The 18,428-nt window shown below is 59.3% G+C and carries 18 protein-coding genes and 1 tRNA gene; 1 reads left to right on the top strand and 18 read right to left on the bottom strand.

Features of this window, described 5'->3' with window-relative positions; genetic code table 11:
• Positions 1-47: 47 nt before the first annotated feature.
• The 13 genes from F617_RS0112025 to F617_RS0111960 form a co-directional block, all read right to left on the bottom strand.
• Complete coding sequence (locus F617_RS0112025; protein WP_013635895.1) at positions 48-953, bottom strand: ABC transporter permease; 906 nt, start codon at positions 951-953, stop codon at positions 48-50.
• Positions 943-1,887 carry an ABC transporter permease gene (locus F617_RS0112020; RefSeq protein WP_013635894.1) on the bottom strand — a complete coding sequence of 315 codons (945 nt, stop codon included), beginning with the start codon at positions 1,885-1,887 and terminating at the stop codon, positions 943-945. Before F617_RS0112020 ends, F617_RS0112025 begins: the two co-directional genes overlap by 11 nt.
• A gap of 72 nt (positions 1,888-1,959) precedes the next feature.
• Positions 1,960-2,448: a Cu(I)-responsive transcriptional regulator gene (gene cueR / locus F617_RS0112015; protein ID WP_013635893.1), complete on the bottom strand. Its 489-nt coding sequence runs from the start codon at positions 2,446-2,448 to the stop codon at positions 1,960-1,962.
• Positions 2,449-2,459: 11 nt separating this feature from the next.
• On the bottom strand, positions 2,460-3,482 hold the full coding sequence (locus tag F617_RS0112010; protein WP_019565435.1) for a 2Fe-2S iron-sulfur cluster-binding protein: 1,023 nt from the start codon (positions 3,480-3,482) through the stop codon (positions 2,460-2,462).
• A gap of 12 nt (positions 3,483-3,494) precedes the next feature.
• Positions 3,495-5,999, bottom strand: coding sequence for a heavy metal translocating P-type ATPase (locus F617_RS0112005; RefSeq protein ID WP_026330809.1), 2,505 nt, complete (start codon positions 5,997-5,999; stop codon positions 3,495-3,497).
• Between the two features lie 247 nt (positions 6,000-6,246).
• Positions 6,247-6,332, bottom strand: a tRNA-Leu gene (locus F617_RS0111995).
• A gap of 141 nt (positions 6,333-6,473) precedes the next feature.
• Positions 6,474-7,202, bottom strand: coding sequence for a hypothetical protein (locus F617_RS0111990; RefSeq protein ID WP_013635890.1), 729 nt, complete (start codon positions 7,200-7,202; stop codon positions 6,474-6,476).
• 116 nt (positions 7,203-7,318) lie between these two features.
• Positions 7,319-7,852, bottom strand: a complete 534-nt coding sequence (locus tag F617_RS0111985) for a MerR family transcriptional regulator (protein WP_003512531.1) — start codon at positions 7,850-7,852, stop codon at positions 7,319-7,321.
• A gap of 275 nt (positions 7,853-8,127) precedes the next feature.
• A complete protein-coding gene (locus F617_RS0111980; RefSeq protein WP_003512530.1) occupies positions 8,128-8,466 on the bottom strand; it encodes an integration host factor subunit alpha in 339 nt (112 codons plus the stop codon).
• Between the two features lie 243 nt (positions 8,467-8,709).
• Entirely contained in the window at positions 8,710-9,681 is a 972-nt protein-coding gene (locus tag F617_RS0111975; protein ID WP_003512529.1) for a beta-ketoacyl-ACP synthase III, read from the bottom strand.
• Positions 9,682-9,685: 4 nt separating this feature from the next.
• Positions 9,686-10,747: a phosphate acyltransferase PlsX gene (gene plsX / locus F617_RS0111970; RefSeq protein WP_003512528.1), complete on the bottom strand. Its 1,062-nt coding sequence runs from the start codon at positions 10,745-10,747 to the stop codon at positions 9,686-9,688.
• Positions 10,748-10,846: 99 nt separating this feature from the next.
• Complete coding sequence (locus F617_RS0111965; RefSeq protein WP_003512527.1) at positions 10,847-11,410, bottom strand: DUF177 domain-containing protein; 564 nt, start codon at positions 11,408-11,410, stop codon at positions 10,847-10,849.
• An 8-nt stretch (positions 11,411-11,418) separates the two neighbouring features.
• On the bottom strand, positions 11,419-11,958 hold the full coding sequence (locus tag F617_RS0111960; protein ID WP_019565431.1) for a ubiquinol-cytochrome C chaperone family protein: 540 nt from the start codon (positions 11,956-11,958) through the stop codon (positions 11,419-11,421).
• Positions 11,959-12,228: 270 nt separating this feature from the next.
• Here F617_RS0111960 and F617_RS0111955 point away from each other — a divergent pair, with 270 nt between their 5' ends.
• Positions 12,229-12,759 carry an outer membrane protein assembly factor BamE gene (locus F617_RS0111955; RefSeq protein WP_003512524.1) on the top strand — a complete coding sequence of 177 codons (531 nt, stop codon included), beginning with the start codon at positions 12,229-12,231 and terminating at the stop codon, positions 12,757-12,759.
• Between the two features lie 74 nt (positions 12,760-12,833).
• On the opposite strand, the gene F617_RS0111950 is transcribed toward F617_RS0111955, so the two are convergent.
• From F617_RS0111950 to F617_RS0111930, 5 genes are all read right to left on the bottom strand, one after another.
• Entirely contained in the window at positions 12,834-14,972 is a 2,139-nt protein-coding gene (locus F617_RS0111950) for a sodium-translocating pyrophosphatase (protein WP_026330808.1), read from the bottom strand.
• Positions 14,973-15,191: 219 nt separating this feature from the next.
• Positions 15,192-16,415, bottom strand: a complete 1,224-nt coding sequence (locus tag F617_RS0111945) for an MFS transporter (protein ID WP_019565429.1) — start codon at positions 16,413-16,415, stop codon at positions 15,192-15,194.
• Positions 16,416-16,436: 21 nt separating this feature from the next.
• The gene (gene nusB, locus F617_RS0111940; protein ID WP_013635887.1) at positions 16,437-16,934 is read right to left on the bottom strand and encodes a transcription antitermination factor NusB; all 498 of its coding nucleotides are present in this window, start codon (positions 16,932-16,934) and stop codon (positions 16,437-16,439) included.
• A gap of 4 nt (positions 16,935-16,938) precedes the next feature.
• Positions 16,939-17,385, bottom strand: a complete 447-nt coding sequence (gene ribH / locus F617_RS0111935) for a 6,7-dimethyl-8-ribityllumazine synthase (protein WP_025593086.1) — start codon at positions 17,383-17,385, stop codon at positions 16,939-16,941.
• Between the two features lie 164 nt (positions 17,386-17,549).
• Positions 17,550-18,182 (bottom strand): LysE family translocator, encoded by a 633-nt coding sequence (locus F617_RS0111930; protein WP_003512513.1) that lies wholly within the window; start codon positions 18,180-18,182, stop codon positions 17,550-17,552.
• Positions 18,183-18,428: the final 246 nt, after the last annotated feature.

Here is an 18,428-nt window from a genome sequence, read left to right as displayed (position 1 = left end):
GTATGTTTGATCGGCGCGGGCGCCGGTCATTGCTCTAACCGCAGGCGTCAATGGCCGTTCGGTTTCCTGGTATCCATGTTCAGGCCGTGGCCGATCCATGTCACGCTCAACGCCGACAGGAAAATCGCCAGACCTGGTGCGATCACGAGAATGGGCATACGTTCCGCATAGGCCTGCGCATCGGCCAACATCAGCGCCCAGTCTGCGGCAGGCGGCTGCACGCCGAGGCCGAGAAACGACAGTCCGCCCACCGTGATCAGCTTGTGGCCGAAGCGCAGGAAGGCAACTGCTGCGATCGGCCAGATCGTGTTGGGAATGACATGCCGGAAAATAATGAAGCGGCGTGTGCATCCAAGCACCTCGGCGGCACGCATATATTCTCGGGAATTGATCGAAAGCGTCAGCCCGCGTGCCAGTCGCGCAAAAGGTGTCCAACCGACGATCGTCAGCGACGCGATCAACGTTCCATATCCCGGGCCGAAGATGGCGACGAGGAAAATGGCGATCACCACGTCAGGGATGGCGATGAGCAGATCCACCACCCGCATCAGGACTTCATCGACAACGCCGCGGCTGCGACCGCTGATGATGCCGATGAATGTTCCAATGGCGACCGACAGAATGACGGTGATGGCGGCAATCGTGACCGTGAAGCGTCCGCCGATAAGCAGCCGGCTCAAGACATCACGCCCGAGATGGTCAGTGCCCAGCCAGTAGGCGGCGCTTGGCGCGTTCAACCGCAGGCGAAGGCTTTGCTGCGCGGGATTATAGGGCGAAATCCACGGCGCGATGACGAGCAGCACGATGATGACGAGAAAAATCGCCGAACCCGCGTAGAACGTCCAGTGCCGCCGGCGGATGAAATCCGTGAACCGGAAAAGTGTCGACGGGCGCTTGGGCAAGGTCATTGGCATGGCGGCTACCGGCGCGCTCGGGAAGTGACTAATGGTCATGTTGACCTCGCATTGCTGGATTGATCAGGACATAGAGGCCATCGGCCAGGGTATTGATCAGGATGGAAAGGGCGACGATGCAGATGAAACCGCCCTGCAGCATGGGGATGTCCCGATTGACCACGGCGTCGTAAAGAAGCCGGCCCATTCCGGGGATGGCGAATATCACCTCCACGACCACCGATCCGCCAAGCAGGCCCGCAAGCCACAGGGCAAAGAAGGTGACGATCGGAAGCGAACCGTTGCGAATGCCGTGGCGCATGACCGTGCCATGCATGCCGAGACCGCGGCTGCGGGCCGCCGTGATGTAAGGCGCGCGCAGAACCTCAGCCATGGCGGCGCGCGTCACCTGCGTGAAATAGGCCAGTGGGCGCAGCGTCAACGTCAAAGCGGGAAGCACCAGCGAGCGCCAGCTATCCCAGCCCGCGGACGGCAACCAGCCGAGATAAAGCGAAAAGACGAGCGCCGACATCGGCGCAAACCAGTATTCCGGCGTGGCAACGAAGGTCTGGATCATCAGCGTTGCGAAATTGTCCAGCCGGCCACCCGGACGCATCGCCGCCAATGTGCCGAGCGGCAGGGCGACGGCGACCGCAATCGCCAGCGCGGTCAGTGCCAATGTCACGGACACGCCGAGAGAGCGCAAAAGCTCACCCGCCACGGGCTGGCTGCTGGTGAAGGAAAAGCCCAGATCACCGCGCAGCGCGCCCGACAGCCATGCGAAATATTGGACGTAAAGCGGCCGGTCGAGCCCGAGGCTTAACCGAAGGGCCTCGACTGCATGCGGATCGAGCGCCGTATCGCGCATGCGCGAAAACAGAATGGTGCGGGCAGGATCGCCACCGGCCATGTAGGGCAAAAGAAACGCGATGACGGAGACGATCATCAGCATAAGGCACAGAATAAGGAAGCGTTGTATTATCTGTATCCACATTGCCTGTTCTCCTTCGCCGAAAATGGCCATTGCACTGCAATTGATGATCGGTCCCCGCCGGGGAAATGCGGTTTATTTCATGAGGCGCGGCAAATCCGTCACCACACCGGACGTGCCCTTCAGCATGCCGGAACGCTTGGGCAGGATCGCCACCGGCGTAAAATCGGGGTCTTCAGATTGGGCAAGATCCTGAATGATCGGGCAATCCGGTTCACCATTGTCAGGGCAATAGGTCGCGATATTTCGCAGCGTGTCGGCCATCTCCCGAAGAGCATGCATCTTGGCCTCGAGATCTACGACATGTTCCATGACGATGCGCTTGACGTCGCAGGATGCACCGCCGGGATCGCGCCACAGGGTCATGAGCTGCCTGATCTTTTCGATCGAGAAACCGAGGTCGCGGCCGCGGCGGATGAAACGCAGCGTCTCCAGATCGTTGGTCGTATAGACCCGATAACCGGATTCCGTGCGGTTTGCGGATTTGATCAGCCCGATCGTCTCGTAGTGGCGGATCATCTTTGCGGAAACACCGGATGCGGTGGCGGCTGTACCAATGTTCATCGATCCTGCTCCTATCTTTCCGGGGTGAAAAACACGTCTGCATGAATGTCGGCGGTGCGGATGCCCCTTGCCAGGAGCTGCGGCACCGTTGCCTCGATCATCGCCGGCGGTCCGGCCAGATAGGCTTTCCAGCCATCGAGATCGTCGAAGTCGTCCGCCACGGCGGAACCGACATAACCGCGGCGCATCTGCGCATGGTATTCATTCGAGAGAACCGGAACGAAGCTCAGATTGCCGTGGCTTACGGCAAGTTCTTCGAAACGGTCGACCATATAGAGGTCACGCTCGGCGCGGGCGCCGAAATAGACATGGATCGGGCGTTGCCGGCCCGTGGTCCGATCAGTGGCGAGCGCTGCCTCTACCACCGCCTTCACCGGCGCCAGCCCCGAACCGCCGGCAATGCCAAGGATCGGTCCGCAATGCTTTTCCCGCAGGTACGAAGACCCGAAGGGACCGACCAGCACGACAGGGTCACCCGCCTTGGCGTTCGCGAAAATATGGCCACTCGTGACGCCGCCTGGGACATGCCGGATATGGAATTCGATCAGGTCCTCATCGATGCGGCTGGCAATGGAATAGTCACGCGGCGAACAGTCCGGATAAAGCAGGCGCACATATTGGCCGGCCTTGAAGGTAAACAGTTCGCGATCGTCGAGCCTGATGCGGATGAGCTTGATATCATGCGTCGCATCCACCGCTTCCGCGATGACGCCATCGAAGCGGCCGGCCGGAATATCGGCAAACTCATCCTCACCGTCGAGCCAGCCGATCGTCACGTCGCTCAACGGCACGGCGCGGCACGCGAGTGTCAGTCCTTCCGCCTTTTCCTCTTCTGTCAACGAAAAGGGCGTATGCTTGAGAAGGTCGATCTCGCCTGAGACGAGGTGCGATTTGCACGCCCCGCACCGGCCCATGCGACAGCCGTGCGGATAGGAAATTCCGGCGGCAAGGGCGGCCTGAAGGACGGTCTCGCCCTGCGCTGCCACAATGCTGCGTCCGATACGTGGCAAATAGACTGTGTTTTCAGGCGTCATAACATCCGCCCCCTATTCTGCCGCTGCGAGTTGCATGCCGGACGATCTGTCAAGCAGCGGCGGGCGGAAGCTTTTGAGACGCAGCGCGTTGGTCAAGACAAACACGCTGGAAAGCGCCATGGCTCCGGCAGCAAGGACAGGCGACAGCAGAACACCGTTGGCAGGATACAATATTCCGGCCGCCACGGGAACGAGCGCGGCATTATAGGCAAAGGCCCAGAACAGGTTCTGGCGGATGTTGCGGATCGTCGCCTTGGACAACGCAATGGCATTCGCGACACCGCGCAAATCGCCAGACATCAACACCACATCGGCGCTTTCTATGGCGACGTCCGTACCCGTGCCGATTGCGAGACCGACATCGGCCGCCGCAAGGGCCGGCGCATCGTTGATGCCATCACCGACGAAGGCCACCCGACGGCCATCGGCCGCAAGTCTTTTAACGGCCTCGACCTTGCCGTCAGGCAGTACTTCCGCCACCACTTCGTCGATACCAAGACGGCGGGCAATGGCTTCGGCCGTGCGGCGGTTATCGCCTGTTATCATCGTGACCTTGAGACCAAGCGCATGCAGCGCTGCTATCGCCTCCGGGGTCGTCGGCTTGATCGGATCGGCAACCGCGATGATGGCGGCCAGCCGGCCATCGACAGCGGCATAAAGCGGCGACTGCCCTTCCCTGCCCAGCCGGTCGGCCTCGTCGGCGAACTTCGCAATGTCGTAACCGAGCTTCACCATGAAGCGGTCGGCGCCCGCCTCGACCTTGCGGCCGTCAACCGTTGCCGCAACGCCGAAACCGGGGGTCGCCTCAAAGCCGGCCGCGTCGGCAAGCGTCAGGCCACCATGTTTTGCCGCCTCGACGATCGCTTCGGCTATGGGATGTTCGGAACGGCTTTCAAGCGAGGCGACAAGGCGCAACACCTCATCCTGATCGAAGCCTTCGGTCGTGGTGAAATGCACCAGTGTCGGCTTGCCGAGCGTCAGCGTGCCGGTCTTGTCGACGGCGATGACATCGGCATCACGCAAAGTCTGGAGAGCATCGCCGCGCCGGAATAGCACACCCATTTCGGCGGCGCGTCCGGTACCGACCATGATCGAGGTCGGGGTGGCAAGACCCATGGCGCAGGGGCAAGCGATGATGAGGACAGCGACGGCGTTAACCAGCGCAAAGGTCAAGGCCGGGTCCGGCCCGAGAATGAACCAGACGATGAAGGTGGCGAGTGCAGCGAGCATGACTGCAGGCACGAACCAGTTGGTCACCTTGTCCACCAGCGCCTGTATCGGCAGTTTGTCGGCCTGCGCTTCCTCGACCATGCGGATGATCTGCGCGATCAGCGTGTCGGCGCCGACCTTCGTGGCGCGGAACGTGAAGGAGCCGTTTCTGTTGACCGTACCGCCCACGACTTCGGACCCAGCCGTCTTGGTCACCGGCACCGGCTCGCCTGTAATCATCGATTCGTCGACATAGGAAGAACCATCAAGCACCAGACCATCGACTGGCACTTTCTCGCCGGGACGGACGACGATGACATCGCCAGTCGCAACATCCTGAAGCGGCACATCGATGGTTTCACCATTGCGCATCACACGGGCCGACTTGGCCTGCAGGCCGACGAGCCGCTTTATCGCCTCGCTGGTGCGGCCCTTGGCGCGCGCCTCGAGGAAACGGCCGAGCAGGATAAGCGTGACGATCACCGCTGCGGCCTCATAATAGACATTGGCCGTGCCTCTCGGCAGGATCTCGGGCACGAAGGTGGCGACGACCGAGAACCCCCAGGCGGCGGCGGTGCCCAGCACCACCAGCGAATTCATATCTGGCGCCAGCCGCAGAAGTGCGGGGATGCCTTTTTTGAAGAACCGCAGGCCCGGCCCGAAGAGGACAAGCGTGGTCAGCGCGAATTGCAGATACCAGCTTTCCCGCATGCCGACGGTTTCCATCACGAAATCATGGATGGCGGGCACCAGATGCGAGCCCATCTCCAGAATGAAGACCGGCAGCGTCAGGGCAACAGCGGTGGCCAGGCTGACTTTCAAACCGCGCAATTCGGCTTCGCGCCGGTCCGGCTCGTCAACCTTGGCCTTGTCAGCGACGATCTCGTTTGCCTTGTAACCGGCTTGGCTGATTGCTTCGGCCAACCTGGCGGCAGAGACGGCATTGCCGGCGACGCGGACGGTGGCCCGCTCTGTTGCGAGATTGACACTCGCGTCGGAGACACCGGAAACGGCCTTCAGCGCCTTTTCGACACGGCCGACGCAGGACGCGCAAGTCATGCCTTCGATATCGAGTTCGATGGTTTTCTCGTCGACGCTATAGCCTGCATTTCGCACGGCATCGACAACGGCCGAAACGTTGGGCGCTCCTGAAAAAGCAATATCGGCGCGCTCCGTCGCAAGATTGACCGAAGCCTTGACGACCCCCGGCACCTTGGCAATAGCCTTCTCGACACGACCGACGCAGGAGGCACATGTCATTCCCTCGATGGCTATCGAATGGTTCGCCTGTATCTGGATTTGTGACATGCGCATGACCTCTTTTTCTCTTTACAAAAAAAAGATAGGGCTTCCCATCGTGGCAAGGTCAATAGGCTCTTTTGGATGATTTTCACGGAGAAATGCCGCGAGCGTGAACAAGCCCATTTTTTAGGCTGACTCATGCATCATGATGCAATCGATTGCCCGGATATCGACTATCCCGGCGCAGAATCCATCCTGAATGCCCGCATGTCGCAGGAAAACGGCAGAGAAATCTTTTAATTGGAGATGGAAATGGTGCGGACGGCGGGACTTGAACCCGCAAGACCAATGGTCGGCAGATTTTAAGTCTGCTGCGTCTACCGATTTCGCCACGTCCGCATTGTCGCACCGCGTGCCATCAGGCCCCGGCGCTACAAAATTGCCTTGTCATTCCTCAGGCGCAGGATCGAACGAGACCCTGACCCCAAGCACCGACAGCGCCACATCTACACAGGCCGCACCGTTTCGGTCAACCGGGCCTTAGCCACACCAGGACTGATTTTTTGCCGAGACCGGATGAGCCAGGCCTTCCCGCACGAGTTGATCGGCAAAGGATACGCCCGAACGTGAAATCCGTTTGCGTTCCATGGCTTGCCCGCCGGCTGTTGCCGACGACGCCACATCGAATGCGCCGGCATTCAGCATATCCCGCAACCGCACCTTGGCAATGAAACCGCGCTGACGCTCTTCCATGCATCGCGCCCGGTCGATCTGCGGGACCTCGATGCCGGCGAGCTGCATTTTCACGCCCTTCATCCAGAAGGTATTGCCATCGGCCACGCAATTGGTGAGACCTGAGCGACCACAAAAGGCAAAGGCGCCGCTTTTTTCTCCCAGCGAGACTTTTTCGACCGAAGGGCGTGTTTCCGGCAGGATAGCGGCAACCTGGCTCTGCTGTGCCGCAGGCGGCATGGCAATCGAGCGTGGCGGCACCGGACCATTGATCGGTGAAACCGGCGATGCGGGGCGGATGGCCGCCACCTTCTCCGGTGCGGCCGTCTCGCGTTTGGCGGCTACGGCGATCTTGGGGGAATTTGTCGTCGTGGATGTTGCCTTCGCGACATGCCGCTGCGGCATAAGACTGTCGCGATGTTCGTAAGCCTGAATGCCACCAGCCACGACGCCCAGCATCAGCACCCAGGGCCAAACGCTGCCGCCGGCCGATTTCTTCGCCGTACGGCGTCGCGTTGTCGGTTTTCGATTGCTCACGATCAGACTCCTTTTTACGGAGCCGCATTATCGGTCAAGAGAGTTTCTGAAAGGTTGGCATTCCAGAGCGCCTTCGCTTTTTCTGAAAATGCTCGAATAGAGTTGTGGATAAACGATCAGCGAACCTGATCAAGCAGCCGCTTGCATTCGAGAAGATCGAACAGCGCCTCCTGCAACAGCGCTTGGTCATCCTTGCCGATGCCAGATTTGCCAACCGATATCTCGGTATCGCTGTTACCGCCACCGAAGCCGAAAAATCGGCCGCTCGGCTTGGCTTTCGGGCGGCCGACGACCTCGTCTCCGTCTGGATCCAGCACGCGCGGTTCGGCAACTTCCTTTTCGCCGCTCGCTGCCATGATGGCTTCCATGGTAGCAAGATCGCCTGACGCGATTGCCGCCACGAAACGGTTTCCGTTGGTTTTCAGAAGTTTCTGCACGCCTTTGATGGTGTAGCCGTGGTCATAAAGAAGATGACGAATGCCCTTGAGGAGATCGATATCATCAGGGCGGTAATAACGGCGGCCCCCACCCCGTTTCATCGGCTTGATCTGCGGAAAGCGCGTTTCCCAGAAACGCAGCACGTGCTGCGGCAGGTTCAGCTCATCCGCCACTTCACTGATCGTCCGAAACGCGTCGGGGCTTTTGTCCAAACTTCCACTCCCATCCGGACCTTGAGCGCCATGCACCCACCCGGACACTGAACAAGAACGCTTTTCACCAGCCGATACCGTGCATCATGTATTGCGAAAAATCGAACCCGATCCTCGCACCGATGCCCGTGGCGGCAAGATACCATTTATCTAAAATTGATTATGATGTGAGTCGACCAGATTTCAACGGCTTGCACGTCGAAATTCAAGCATGTTCACAAGAAGAATGGGGATAAAGGCTTGCCATGCGGCAAAAAACCCGCGTTACAGCCGGCTTACGCCCCGGCTTTCTGACCCTTTTGCTTGGTCTTGCGAGCCGTATGCGCCTTCAGGATTCGCTGTTTCAGCACGTTTGACGCCTTGAAGGTCATGACGCGGCGTGGCGAAATCGGAACTTCCTCACCCGTTTTCGGGTTGCGGCCGATACGCTCGTTCTTTTCCCTGATCTGAAATGTCGCGAAGGACGAGAGCTTGACGACCTCGCCGCGCGTGATCGCATTACAAATCTCGTCGATGATCGTTTCGACCAGTTCGGCGGATTCGGTGCGGGACAGCCCGACTTTACGAAACACAGATTCTGCAAGATCTGCGCGTGTCACTGTCTTCCCGGCCATTTTTCCCCACAAACCGTGTCTGAATTTTTCTCTAGGAGCCGCCGAGATTATTTCCCTTGTGGCGACCGGTCAAGGGATTGTTCCAGATTCATTTGAGGCTTTCGGCAATCAGTGCAATGGCTTAGAGCGACTGACGCGGTTTTGCCGCACGCGGGGGTCGCTTCAGCGCGTTTGAACGGGGTACTGCCGCAAAAATCACAACCGATTTTGTGCCAGCACCCCGGTAAACGCTAAAATTTGCCGTTACCAGCGCAGCAGCACTGCGCCCCAGGTGAAACCGCCGCCCATGGCTTCCAGCATGACCAGATCGCCTTTCTTGATGCGTCCGTCACTGGCCGCAACGGCAAGCGCCAGCGGAATGGATGCGGCCGACGTATTGCCGTGTTTATCGACGGTGATGACGACTTTTTCCGGATCGATATTGAGCTTTTTTGCCGATCCGTCGATGATGCGCTTGTTGGCCTGATGCGGGACGAGCCAGTCGAGATCATCAGCCGTCGTGCCTGTCGCCTCGAAAGCCTGTTCGATGACGTCGGTGATCATGCCGACAGCGTGCTTGAACACTTCCCGGCCTTCCATGCGCAGATGGCCGACCGTGCCGGTCGTGGAAGGTCCACCATCGACGTAAAGCTTGTCCTTGTGCGAACCGTCGGAGCGCAGCTGCGAGGTGAGGATGCCACGATCGCTGGAAGTACCTTCGCCTTCGCCTGCCTCGATTACGAGTGCGCCTGCACCATCACCGAACAGAACGCAAGTGGTGCGGTCCTTCCAGTCGAGAATGCGCGAGAATGTTTCGGCGCCGATCACCAGCACGCGCTTTGCCATGCCGCCGCGAATGTAAAGATCGGCGGTGGCCACGGCATAGACGAAGCCGGAGCAGACGGCCTGCATGTCGAAGGCGAAACCGTGGGTCATGCCGAGACGGTTCTGGATGTTTACCGCCGTTGCCGGAAATGTATTGTCCGGTGTCGAGGTTGCCAGAATGATGAGGTCGATGTCATCGGGCGTCAGGCCGGCATTGTCGAGCGCCGCACGCGCCGCAGCCTCGCCGAGCGAAGCGGTGGTCTCACCTTCTCCCGCTATGTAGCGCTGACGAATGCCCGTGCGCTGCACGATCCATTCATCGGAAGTCTCCACGACCCCTTCGATTTCACTATTGGTCATGACACGCTTCGGAAGCGCTGCCCCGAAACCACGTACGATAGAGCGGATCATTCCCTTATTCCTCGTCAGCCACGAGAGCTTCGGGCGCCGGGGGCGGAAGCCGTCTTGCGTGGTAAATCTTCAGATCGTTTTCAATTTTTGCCGTAAGACCGTTATGGACCATGTCGTAGCCGACATCGACCGCGGAGGCAAAACCGATGGCGTCCGTGCCGCCATGGCTTTTGATGACAATGCCGTTCAGGCCGAGAAACACGCCGCCATTGACCTTGCGCGGGTCCATTTTTTCTCGCAGCACATCGAAAGCGCTTTTCGCGAGAATATAACCGATCTTGGCAAAGAAGCTGCGGGAGATCGCCTCACGCAGAAGCGTGGTGATCTGGCGCGCCGTGCCTTCGGCGGCTTTGAGCGCAATGTTGCCGGTGAAACCTTCGGTCACCACCACATCCACCGTGCCCTTGCCAATGTCGTCACCCTCGACGAAACCGCGGTAATCGATGGTGCCTAGATCGGCCTCGCGGATCAGCCGTCCGGCTTCACGGACCTCTTCCTGACCCTTCACCTCCTCGACGCCGACATTCAGCAAACCGACGGTCGGACGGTCGATATCGAAAAGCGCACGCGCCATGGCGCCGCCCATCAGGGCAAAATCGAGCAATTGCTGGGAATCGGCGCCAATCGTGGCACCAACATCGAGCACGATGCTTTCGCCTTTCAGCGTCGGCCATATGCCGGCGATGGCCGGGCGTTCCACCCGCGCCATGGTGCGCAAACAGAATTTGGCCATGGCCATCAGCGCGCCGGTATTGCCGGCGGATACGACGACGTCCGCTTCACCGAGCTTCACGGCCTCGATGGCGCGCCACATGCTGGAGACATAGCGGCCACGACGAAGCGCCTGACTTGGCTTTTCGTCCATGGCGACCGAGATTTCACAATCGTGAAAGACCGATTTTTCCCGAAGTGCGGGATATTGTGCCAGAATGGGGTCGCACTTGCTTTTCTGCCCGTAGAGCAGAAAAGTCACATCGTTGTGCCGTTCAAGCGCCTTGGCGGCACCGGGTATGGCAACATCAGGGCCGAAATCGCCACCCATGACGTCAATCGCTATTCTGATCACTCGTCCCTTATCCTTTTTGCCGCCACTCAAGCGGATTTTGCGCGAAAATACCTGTTCCGGCCTGTGTTACAATAAAATTATTTCAGCCCGGCGGCGCATTCAGTCTTTTTTCCAGTCTTTCAACACGGCGAAAGGCGACGGACGCTTTTCTTCTTCAGGCTCATTTTCGGTCGTATCGGTAAATTCGATATCCGATTTGCGCGGATAGGGATCGATCGCAAGGGCTGCGAATTCCGCAACAGTCGCGCCAACATCAATGCTGTCGCCGGTGAACTGGTCGGGAATGTCAGGGCCATTGGGATCGAGTACGATCTCCCCTTCCTCATTGGTGACCATCCTCGCCAGCTTCGATCCTTCCGGAACGAAAATATGCTCGACGCTCTCGTCGATCTTGCTGGAAACCGGCTCCAGCGTCACGACGCAAGACTGGGTCACGGCCGCATGCACCTCGCCCTTGATCTTCACGCCATCCCTCTTCCAGCGGGTAACCTGCAGTTCCGCCTTCAGATATTCGACGGAAACCACATCCCAGAATTTCGCCAGCGCCTTCAGTTCCTCGGCATTGGCTTCAAGACCAATCCTCACCGGATTGGCGGAAATATGGCCTACCTTTACGGGGTAGGAAAAAGGCAGATCGTCATTTGCGGCGTGTCGCGCGTTCATCGTAAACCTCATAGTCCAGGCAAAGGCAGCTTCAGGCTTCCGGTTGCTATCGTTTCTTCGGAGCCTGCGGAAAGGGTGGAAGACGCCTCCATCATCCAGTCCGCAAGCCCGTCCAGTTCCGGTGCCTTCTCATCTGTCTGGGGGTATATATTGCGCCGGAGCGCTGCGGCAAGGGCAACGGGGTCGGATGCATCCAGCGCCGCCGCATAGGATTCGAGCCGCCCGTAGAACATACCGGCAAATTTCTTCATGCGCTTCGGCACGCCCTGGTCGCCAATGCCGAGCTCACGGATGGAATGGTCGATATCCTGAAAAAAGGCGTCGACGATCTCCTGGGCGATTTCCTGCCCGCTCACACCGGAGGATTTGGTGCGGCGGAAATAGAGAATCATGATGATCGACAGCATCTCGAAGCGGCCCATCACCGTGTCCGGAACGCCGAGATCAAGATAAAAAGCGGGCGTGCGGGCCGCAGCCGTCAGGATCGCATATTGCCGGTCTACTATGGCGCGGTTGTTGTTTTTCTGTCTGAACAGCCCGAATATCATCGTTTTTTTCCGAACGGGGCTGGTGAATTCGCTCACCCGCCTATCGCACTTGTTGCATGATCGCCAAAGCTGGTTTACCGAAGCATCCACGAATTGCAATGCTGTCGCGGTCACGTTCGTCTTTCGGCTGAAACAGTCTAAGAGACCGGAAGAGTTTCCAAAGGCCGTGAAAGCGTTGAATTTGGGGGGTGATCGGGATTTTCCGTCCCCGGATTGACACAATCATGTGCACAGACACTGTGCACCACGCAATGCCGGAAGGTGCCATTCATGATCGCAGTCGGGGAAAAGCAGTTGAGCAAGCAGAAATCCGCAAGTCACGGCAAAATTCTGGGCAAGACCGCCATCGCAATCGTCGTCGCGTCCACCCTGCTTTCCGCCTGCACCAGCACCACCGATGTGTTCCACAACGGCTACGTCATGGACGAGCAGTCGCTTCAGCTGATCCCGGAAGGTTCCAGCCGCGAGCAGGTTCTGCTGACCATGGGCACGCCCTCCACCACGGCGACGTTCGGCAACGAGGTTTTCTATTACATCTCGCAGAAGCGTGTGCGCCGCGCCGCTTTCATGAAGCCGACGTTGGTCGAACAGAACATTCTCGCGATCTATTTCAACAAGGACGGCGTAATCGAGCGTAAGGCCAATTACGCGCTGCAGGACGGCAAGGTCTTCGACACGATTTCGCGTACCACCCCGACAGGCGGCAAGGATCTCACCTTCCTGCAGCAGCTGCTGTCCGGCGGCACCTCGGGCGCCAACATCGCCAAGAGCATTCTTGGCCAGGGCGGCAACACCCCCTGATCGTTGAAGAACGGCAAAATCAAAGGCCCGGGGATCGCTCCCCGGGCCTTTTTCATTCGTCGGAACCTCAGCCTTCAGTGGGCGAGAACCGCCAATAGCAGCAGCGCCACGATATTGGTGATCTTGATAGCCGGGTTGACGGCCGGACCGGCGGTATCCTTGTAGGGATCGCCCACCGTATCGCCCGTAACCGACGCCTTGTGGGCGTCCGAACCCTTGACGTGGCGCACGCCGTCCTTGTCAATGAAGCCATCCTCGAAGCTTTTCTTGGCGTTATCCCACGCACCACCACCGGAGGTCATGGAAATCGCCACGAACAGGCCGTTGATGATGACGCCAAGCAGCGATGCACCGAGTGCGGCAAAGGCAGAGGCCTTGGAACCTGAGATAAGCAGCACGCCGAAATAAACGACGAGCGGCGCCAGAACCGGCAACAGCGACGGAATGATCATCTCCTTGATCGCCGCCTTGGTCAAAAGATCGACCGCCCTGCCGTAGTCCGGTTTTTCCGTTCCTGCCATGATGCCAGGCTTTTCGCGGAACTGGCGGCGAACTTCCTCGACGATAGAGCTTGCCGCCTTGCCCACCGCCGTCATGGCGATGCCGCCAAAGAGATACGGAATGAGGCCGCCGAACAGCAGACCGGCAACGACGTAGGGATTGGCAAGGCTGAAGGATATTTCGCCGATATCCTTGAAGTAAGGATAGGTATCGCCATTGGCAGCGAAATAGGACAGGTCGTTGGAATAGGCGGCAAACAGCACCAGCGCGCCGAGACCGGCAGAACCGATGGCATAGCCCTTCGTGACGGCCTTGGTGGTGTTGCCGACGGCATCCAGCGCGTCGGTCGCCTTACGTACATCCGGGTCGAGACCGGCCATTTCGGCAATGCCGCCGGCATTGTCAGTCACCGGACCGAAGGCGTCGAGCGCCACGATCATGCCCGCCAGACCAAGCATGGCGGTGACCGCGATGCCGGTACCGAAAAGGCCACCGAGCTGGTAGGTGCCAATGATGCCGCCGACGATGACAAGCGCCGGCAGCGCCGTAGATTCCAGCGAGACTGCAAGACCCTGGATGACGTTGGTGCCGTGGCCCGTGACCGAAGCCTGCGCGATGGAATTGACCGGGCGTTTGTTGGTGCCGGTATAATATTCGGTGATGACGACGATCAGCGCTGTTACCACAAGGCCGACCAGCCCGCACAGGAAGAGGTTTGTGCCGGTAATTTCCATTCCGGCAACCGTGCCGATGGTACCCCAGCCCACGGTCGCGTAAGTTGCCACGGCAAGCCCCGCAATCGAGAAGACGCCGGTGGCAATCAGCCCCTTATAGAGCGCACCCATGATGGAGTTGTTGGTGCCGAGCTTGACGAAGAAGGTGCCGGCAATCGAGGTCAGGATGCAGGCGCCGCAAATGGCCAGCGGATAGACCATCGCGCTTTCCAGTATCGGCGTTCCGGCAAAGAAGATCGCCGCAAGCACCATGGTTGCGACCACCGAGACGACATAGGTCTCGAAAAGGTCGGCCGCCATTCCGGCGCAATCGCCGACATTGTCGCCGACATTATCTGCGATGGTTGCAGGGTTGCGGGGGTCGTCCTCGGGAATGCCTGCTTCGACCTTGCCGACGAGATCGCCACCGACATCTGCACCCTTGGTGAAGATGCCACCGCCGAGACGGGCGAAGATGGAGATAAGCGAAGCGCCGAAACCGAGCGACACCAGCGCGTCAATCACCTCACGCGATCCGGGCGCATGGCCGAGCACCGAGGTGAGGATGAAATAATAGATGGACACGCCAAGCAGCGCGAGGCCCGCTACCAGCATACCGGTGATGGCGCCCGACTTGAACGCGATGTCGAGACCGGCGGCAAGGCTGTGGGATGCGGCTTGTGCGGTGCGCAGATTGGCACGGACGGAGACATGCATGCCGATGAAACCGGCAGCACCCGAAAGCACGGCGCCGATGATGAACCCGATGGCCGCGAGAGCCGACAGCAGATACCAGGCGAGAACGGCGACGATCAATCCGACGATGGCGATGGTGAGATATTGACGGGTGAGATAAGCCTGCGCACCTTCACGGATAAAACCTGCTATTTCACGCATACGCTCGTTGCCCTGATCGGCAGCGAGAACGCTCCTGGTCGTCCATGCCGCGTAAACCACGGACAGGACCCCACATAAAATCACTATGGGTATTACGGTCATGCGCACTTACCTCCCAAAAGGCCGGGTCTCACTCCCTCCCCGGCGTGGCGAACCATGTGCAAGGACAGGAGCGATCAAATGCGCGGCCTGTCCTGTCGTGGCCATTCTTCCCCTCCCAAGGAAAAATGACCTGCGCGGCAAGATTGCGTTGGCGAAAGGCGTGGCGTCAAGCCCACAAATTTGCCTGAAACATGAAAGGGGTAGAGATCGAAGGCGATCTTACGCGGCGTTTCTGCGCGGGGTCAGCAACAGCGACGCCACCAGCACGAGGCATAGGCCCGCAACCGGCCAGATAACGAGGTTCATGACCGACCAGCCCCAGGCCGTAAACACCTTGCCGGAAGAGAAGGACGACAGCGCTACCGTGCCGAACAGCACGATATCGTGAAAGCCCTGTACCTTGTCGGCCTCATGCGGGCGGTAGCTGGAGGTGATGATGGCGGTGGCGCCGATGAAGCCGAAGTTCCAGCCGAGACCGAGGAGAATGAGCGCCGCCCAGAAGTTCCACAATTCGATGCCCATATGGGCGACGATGGCGCAGGCCATCAGCACGACGAGACCGGCTGCAACGATTTTTTCCGCGCCGAATCGCGCGATCAACATACCGGTGAAGAAACTTGGGCCGAACATGGCGAGAACGTGCCACTGGATGCCGAGCGTCGCAAGTTCGGTGGGAAACCCGCAGCCGACCACCATGGCGAGCGGCGCGCCGGTCATCATGAAGGTCATCAACGCATAGGAACCGATGCCGCAGACCATGCCGGTGACAAACCGGTGCGTACGCACGATTTCCGACAAAGGCCGTGCCGCCTGCGCGTGGATAGAGGCGGCCTTCGGGTCCGGCAATTTCAGGAATGCCAGAATGGCAATCGCGATGATGCCGAGCGGCACCAGCGCGATGAAAGCACCCGCGAAGGTGACCGGTGCGAAGACATCCTTGCCGAAAATGGCAAGCTGCGGCCCGATGATCGCCGAGACGATGCCACCCGCCAATATCCAGGAAATGGCTTTCGGCTTGTAGAAAGAGGGGGATGCGTCGGCAGCAGCGAAGCGGATTTTCTGCGTGAAGCCGCCGGAAATGCCGATCAGCAGCAGGCCGATCGCAAACAGCCAGAAGTCGGAGCGCAAGAGTGCCACGGCAGCAATGCCGCCGCCGATGGAGCACATCAGCGCGCCGACCATGAAGCCCGCCTTGCGGCCGAGAAAACGCGATGCTGCGGCAACGCAGATGGCGCCCAGCGCCACGCCGATGTTGAAACCGGTAAGCGGCGCCGTTGCCAGCGACTTGTCAGCCCCGAGCAACTGGTAACCGGCAAGCGCGCCGACCGAGAAGCTCATAGGTGCTGCCGAGCCCATAATCGCCTGTGCGGCGGTCAGAAGGAAGACGTTGCGCTTCGCCTCGTCCAGTTGAACTTCAAGTCCGGGGACGGAAACGGCGCTCATATCTTCCTCACCTAACGTATTTTAGCGTTTTGCCTCGCCGCGTACCTGCTTGGCAATGCGGTCCAGAACCGCGTTCACCAGCTTCGGCTCGTCGTGCTCGAAGAAAGCACGGGCGATTTCGACATATTCCGTAACGATGACGGCGACCGGCACGTCCTTGCGCTCCAGAATCTCAAAAGCGCCGGCACGCAAGATAGCGCGAACGGTGGCATCAAGACGCGACAGCGGCCAGTCTTCCAGAAGTGCGGAGCGCACCAGTGGGTCGATCTTTGTCTGATCGCGGACGACGCCGGACACGATGGAACGGAACCAGGAAGGATCGGCCTTCAGATAGGTATCGCCATCGACTTCCTGACCGAGACGATGTGCCTCGTATTCCGCCACGACTTCCATCACGCCGGTGCCGCCGACATCCATCTGATAAAGTGCCTGCACGGCCGCGAGGCGCGCAGCGCCACGCTGGTTGGCGGGCTTTACCGAAGGCTGGCGCGGTTCGCCGCCATTTTCAACATCCGACATGCGTTCAGCCACCCAGTTTTTTCTTGAGCTCGATCATCGTCAACGCCGCGCGGGCCGCAAAACCGCCCTTATCCTTGTCAGAGCGGCGAACACGTGCCCATGCCTGATCGTCGTTTTCGACGGTGAGGATGCCGTTGCCGATGGCCAGCGATTCGCTGACGGCGAGATCCATCAGGGCGCGGGAGGATTCGTTGGAAACGATGTCGAAGTGGTAGGTCTCGCCACGAATGACCATGCCGAGCGCTACGAAACCATCATATTCAGTGCCTTCGTTGTCGCCGCCATCCAGCGCCATGGCAATGGCAGCGGGGATTTCGAGCGCGCCGGGAACGGTGATGACGTCATAGGTTGCGCCAGCCTCATCCAGCGCGAACTTCGCACCTTCGAGAAGAGCGTCTGCCATATCGTCGTAAAAGCGTGCTTCCACGATAAGAAGATGGGGTTTGGACATGGGATTTTCCTGAAAAGGTTCGGGCCGGATCATACCGGCTTTTGCGGCGGTCAAACCACGGCTGGCCGTTTTTGGCAAGTAATTTCATGTGTCACCCGCGCAAGAGGCCCCGTTTACCAGACAATTGCGCAGGTTTTCGCCTTATCCGGCGAGGCTTACGAAAATCAGGTTTTCTGGAAAGCCAGATGCACGCCAAGCCCCATCAGCACCGTTCCCGCAGTGCGACGGGCAAGCACCTGCACCCTGCTGGAGCGCTTGAGCCGCCCGACCATCGCGCCCGCCAGAAGCACGCCAACGAGATCGGCGGAGGAAAAGATGAAATTGACGGCAATACCGAGGATCAGCAATTGCAGCCAGATCGGAAAGGCCGCCGCCGGATCAACGAATTGCGGCAGAAACGCCAGAAAGAACAGCGCCGTCTTCGGATTGAGCACGTCGACGATGATGCTGTCGATGAAGGCACGCCTTGCCGATTTCGGTTCGATGGTCAGATTGACGGTCTCACCTTCAAGCTTGCTGCGCAGCATCGAGAAGCCGAGCCAGATGAGATACAGCGCGCCACACAGCTTCACGGCCAGATAAAGCCACGGCACCGCCTGGAACAGCACCGAAAGCCCCGCCGCAGAGGCGACGATATGGAAATAGCAGCCGACATGGATGCCAAGCACCGCCATCAGCCCGGCAAAACGGCCGCGCGCCATGGTCTGCGCCGCCGCATAAAGCATGGCCGGGCCGGGAATATAGGCAAACAGGGCGGTGGTGATGAAAAAGGCTGTCAGCAGTTCGAAAGACGGCATGTCGTAATCCCCCTACCCCGTTTGGGCCTAAAGACGTCTTTATAGTGTTTGCGCGTCAATCGAAAGCGGAGTGCGGGACAACAACTGATCTGTCGCGATGGCGGAGGACTGTAAAGTCTATCCGGCATTCTGGCCTTGAGAGGTAATCCAGTCAACGCGCGTCTGCGCGACGGCAAGAGTCTTTTCAGCCCAAGGATTTGGGCTGGCTGGATACCGGCTCAAGGCCGGGAGTGTATTTCAGCACAA

The sequence above is a fragment of the Agrobacterium sp. 10MFCol1.1 genome (assembly GCF_000381165.1).
GTDB lineage: Bacteria > Pseudomonadota > Alphaproteobacteria > Rhizobiales > Rhizobiaceae > Agrobacterium > Agrobacterium tumefaciens.
This window is presented reverse-complemented; position numbering and strand designations above follow the sequence as displayed.

Coding starts and splice junctions, on each gene's coding strand:
- F617_RS0111955 (WP_003512524.1), top strand. CDS start 12,229: ATGATCGCAGTCGGGGAAAAGCAGTTGAGCAAGCAGAAATCCGCAAGT.
- cueR (WP_013635893.1), bottom strand. CDS start 2,448: ATGAACATTGGTACAGCCGCCACCGCATCCGGTGTTTCCGCAAAGATG.
- F617_RS0111965 (WP_003512527.1), bottom strand. CDS start 11,410: ATGAACGCGCGACACGCCGCAAATGACGATCTGCCTTTTTCCTACCCC.
- F617_RS0111930 (WP_003512513.1), bottom strand. CDS start 18,182: ATGCCGTCTTTCGAACTGCTGACAGCCTTTTTCATCACCACCGCCCTG.
- F617_RS0112025 (WP_013635895.1), bottom strand. CDS start 953: ATGACCATTAGTCACTTCCCGAGCGCGCCGGTAGCCGCCATGCCAATG.
- F617_RS0112020 (WP_013635894.1), bottom strand. CDS start 1,887: ATGTGGATACAGATAATACAACGCTTCCTTATTCTGTGCCTTATGCTG.
- F617_RS0111980 (WP_003512530.1), bottom strand. CDS start 8,466: ATGGCCGGGAAGACAGTGACACGCGCAGATCTTGCAGAATCTGTGTTT.
- ribH (WP_025593086.1), bottom strand. CDS start 17,385: ATGTCCAAACCCCATCTTCTTATCGTGGAAGCACGCTTTTACGACGAT.
- F617_RS0111945 (WP_019565429.1), bottom strand. CDS start 16,415: ATGAGCGCCGTTTCCGTCCCCGGACTTGAAGTTCAACTGGACGAGGCG.
- F617_RS0111950 (WP_026330808.1), bottom strand. CDS start 14,972: ATGACCGTAATACCCATAGTGATTTTATGTGGGGTCCTGTCCGTGGTT.
- F617_RS0112010 (WP_019565435.1), bottom strand. CDS start 3,482: ATGACGCCTGAAAACACAGTCTATTTGCCACGTATCGGACGCAGCATT.
- F617_RS0111960 (WP_019565431.1), bottom strand. CDS start 11,958: ATGATATTCGGGCTGTTCAGACAGAAAAACAACAACCGCGCCATAGTA.
- F617_RS0111975 (WP_003512529.1), bottom strand. CDS start 9,681: ATGATCCGCTCTATCGTACGTGGTTTCGGGGCAGCGCTTCCGAAGCGT.
- F617_RS0112005 (WP_026330809.1), bottom strand. CDS start 5,999: ATGTCACAAATCCAGATACAGGCGAACCATTCGATAGCCATCGAGGGA.
- nusB (WP_013635887.1), bottom strand. CDS start 16,934: ATGTCGGATGTTGAAAATGGCGGCGAACCGCGCCAGCCTTCGGTAAAG.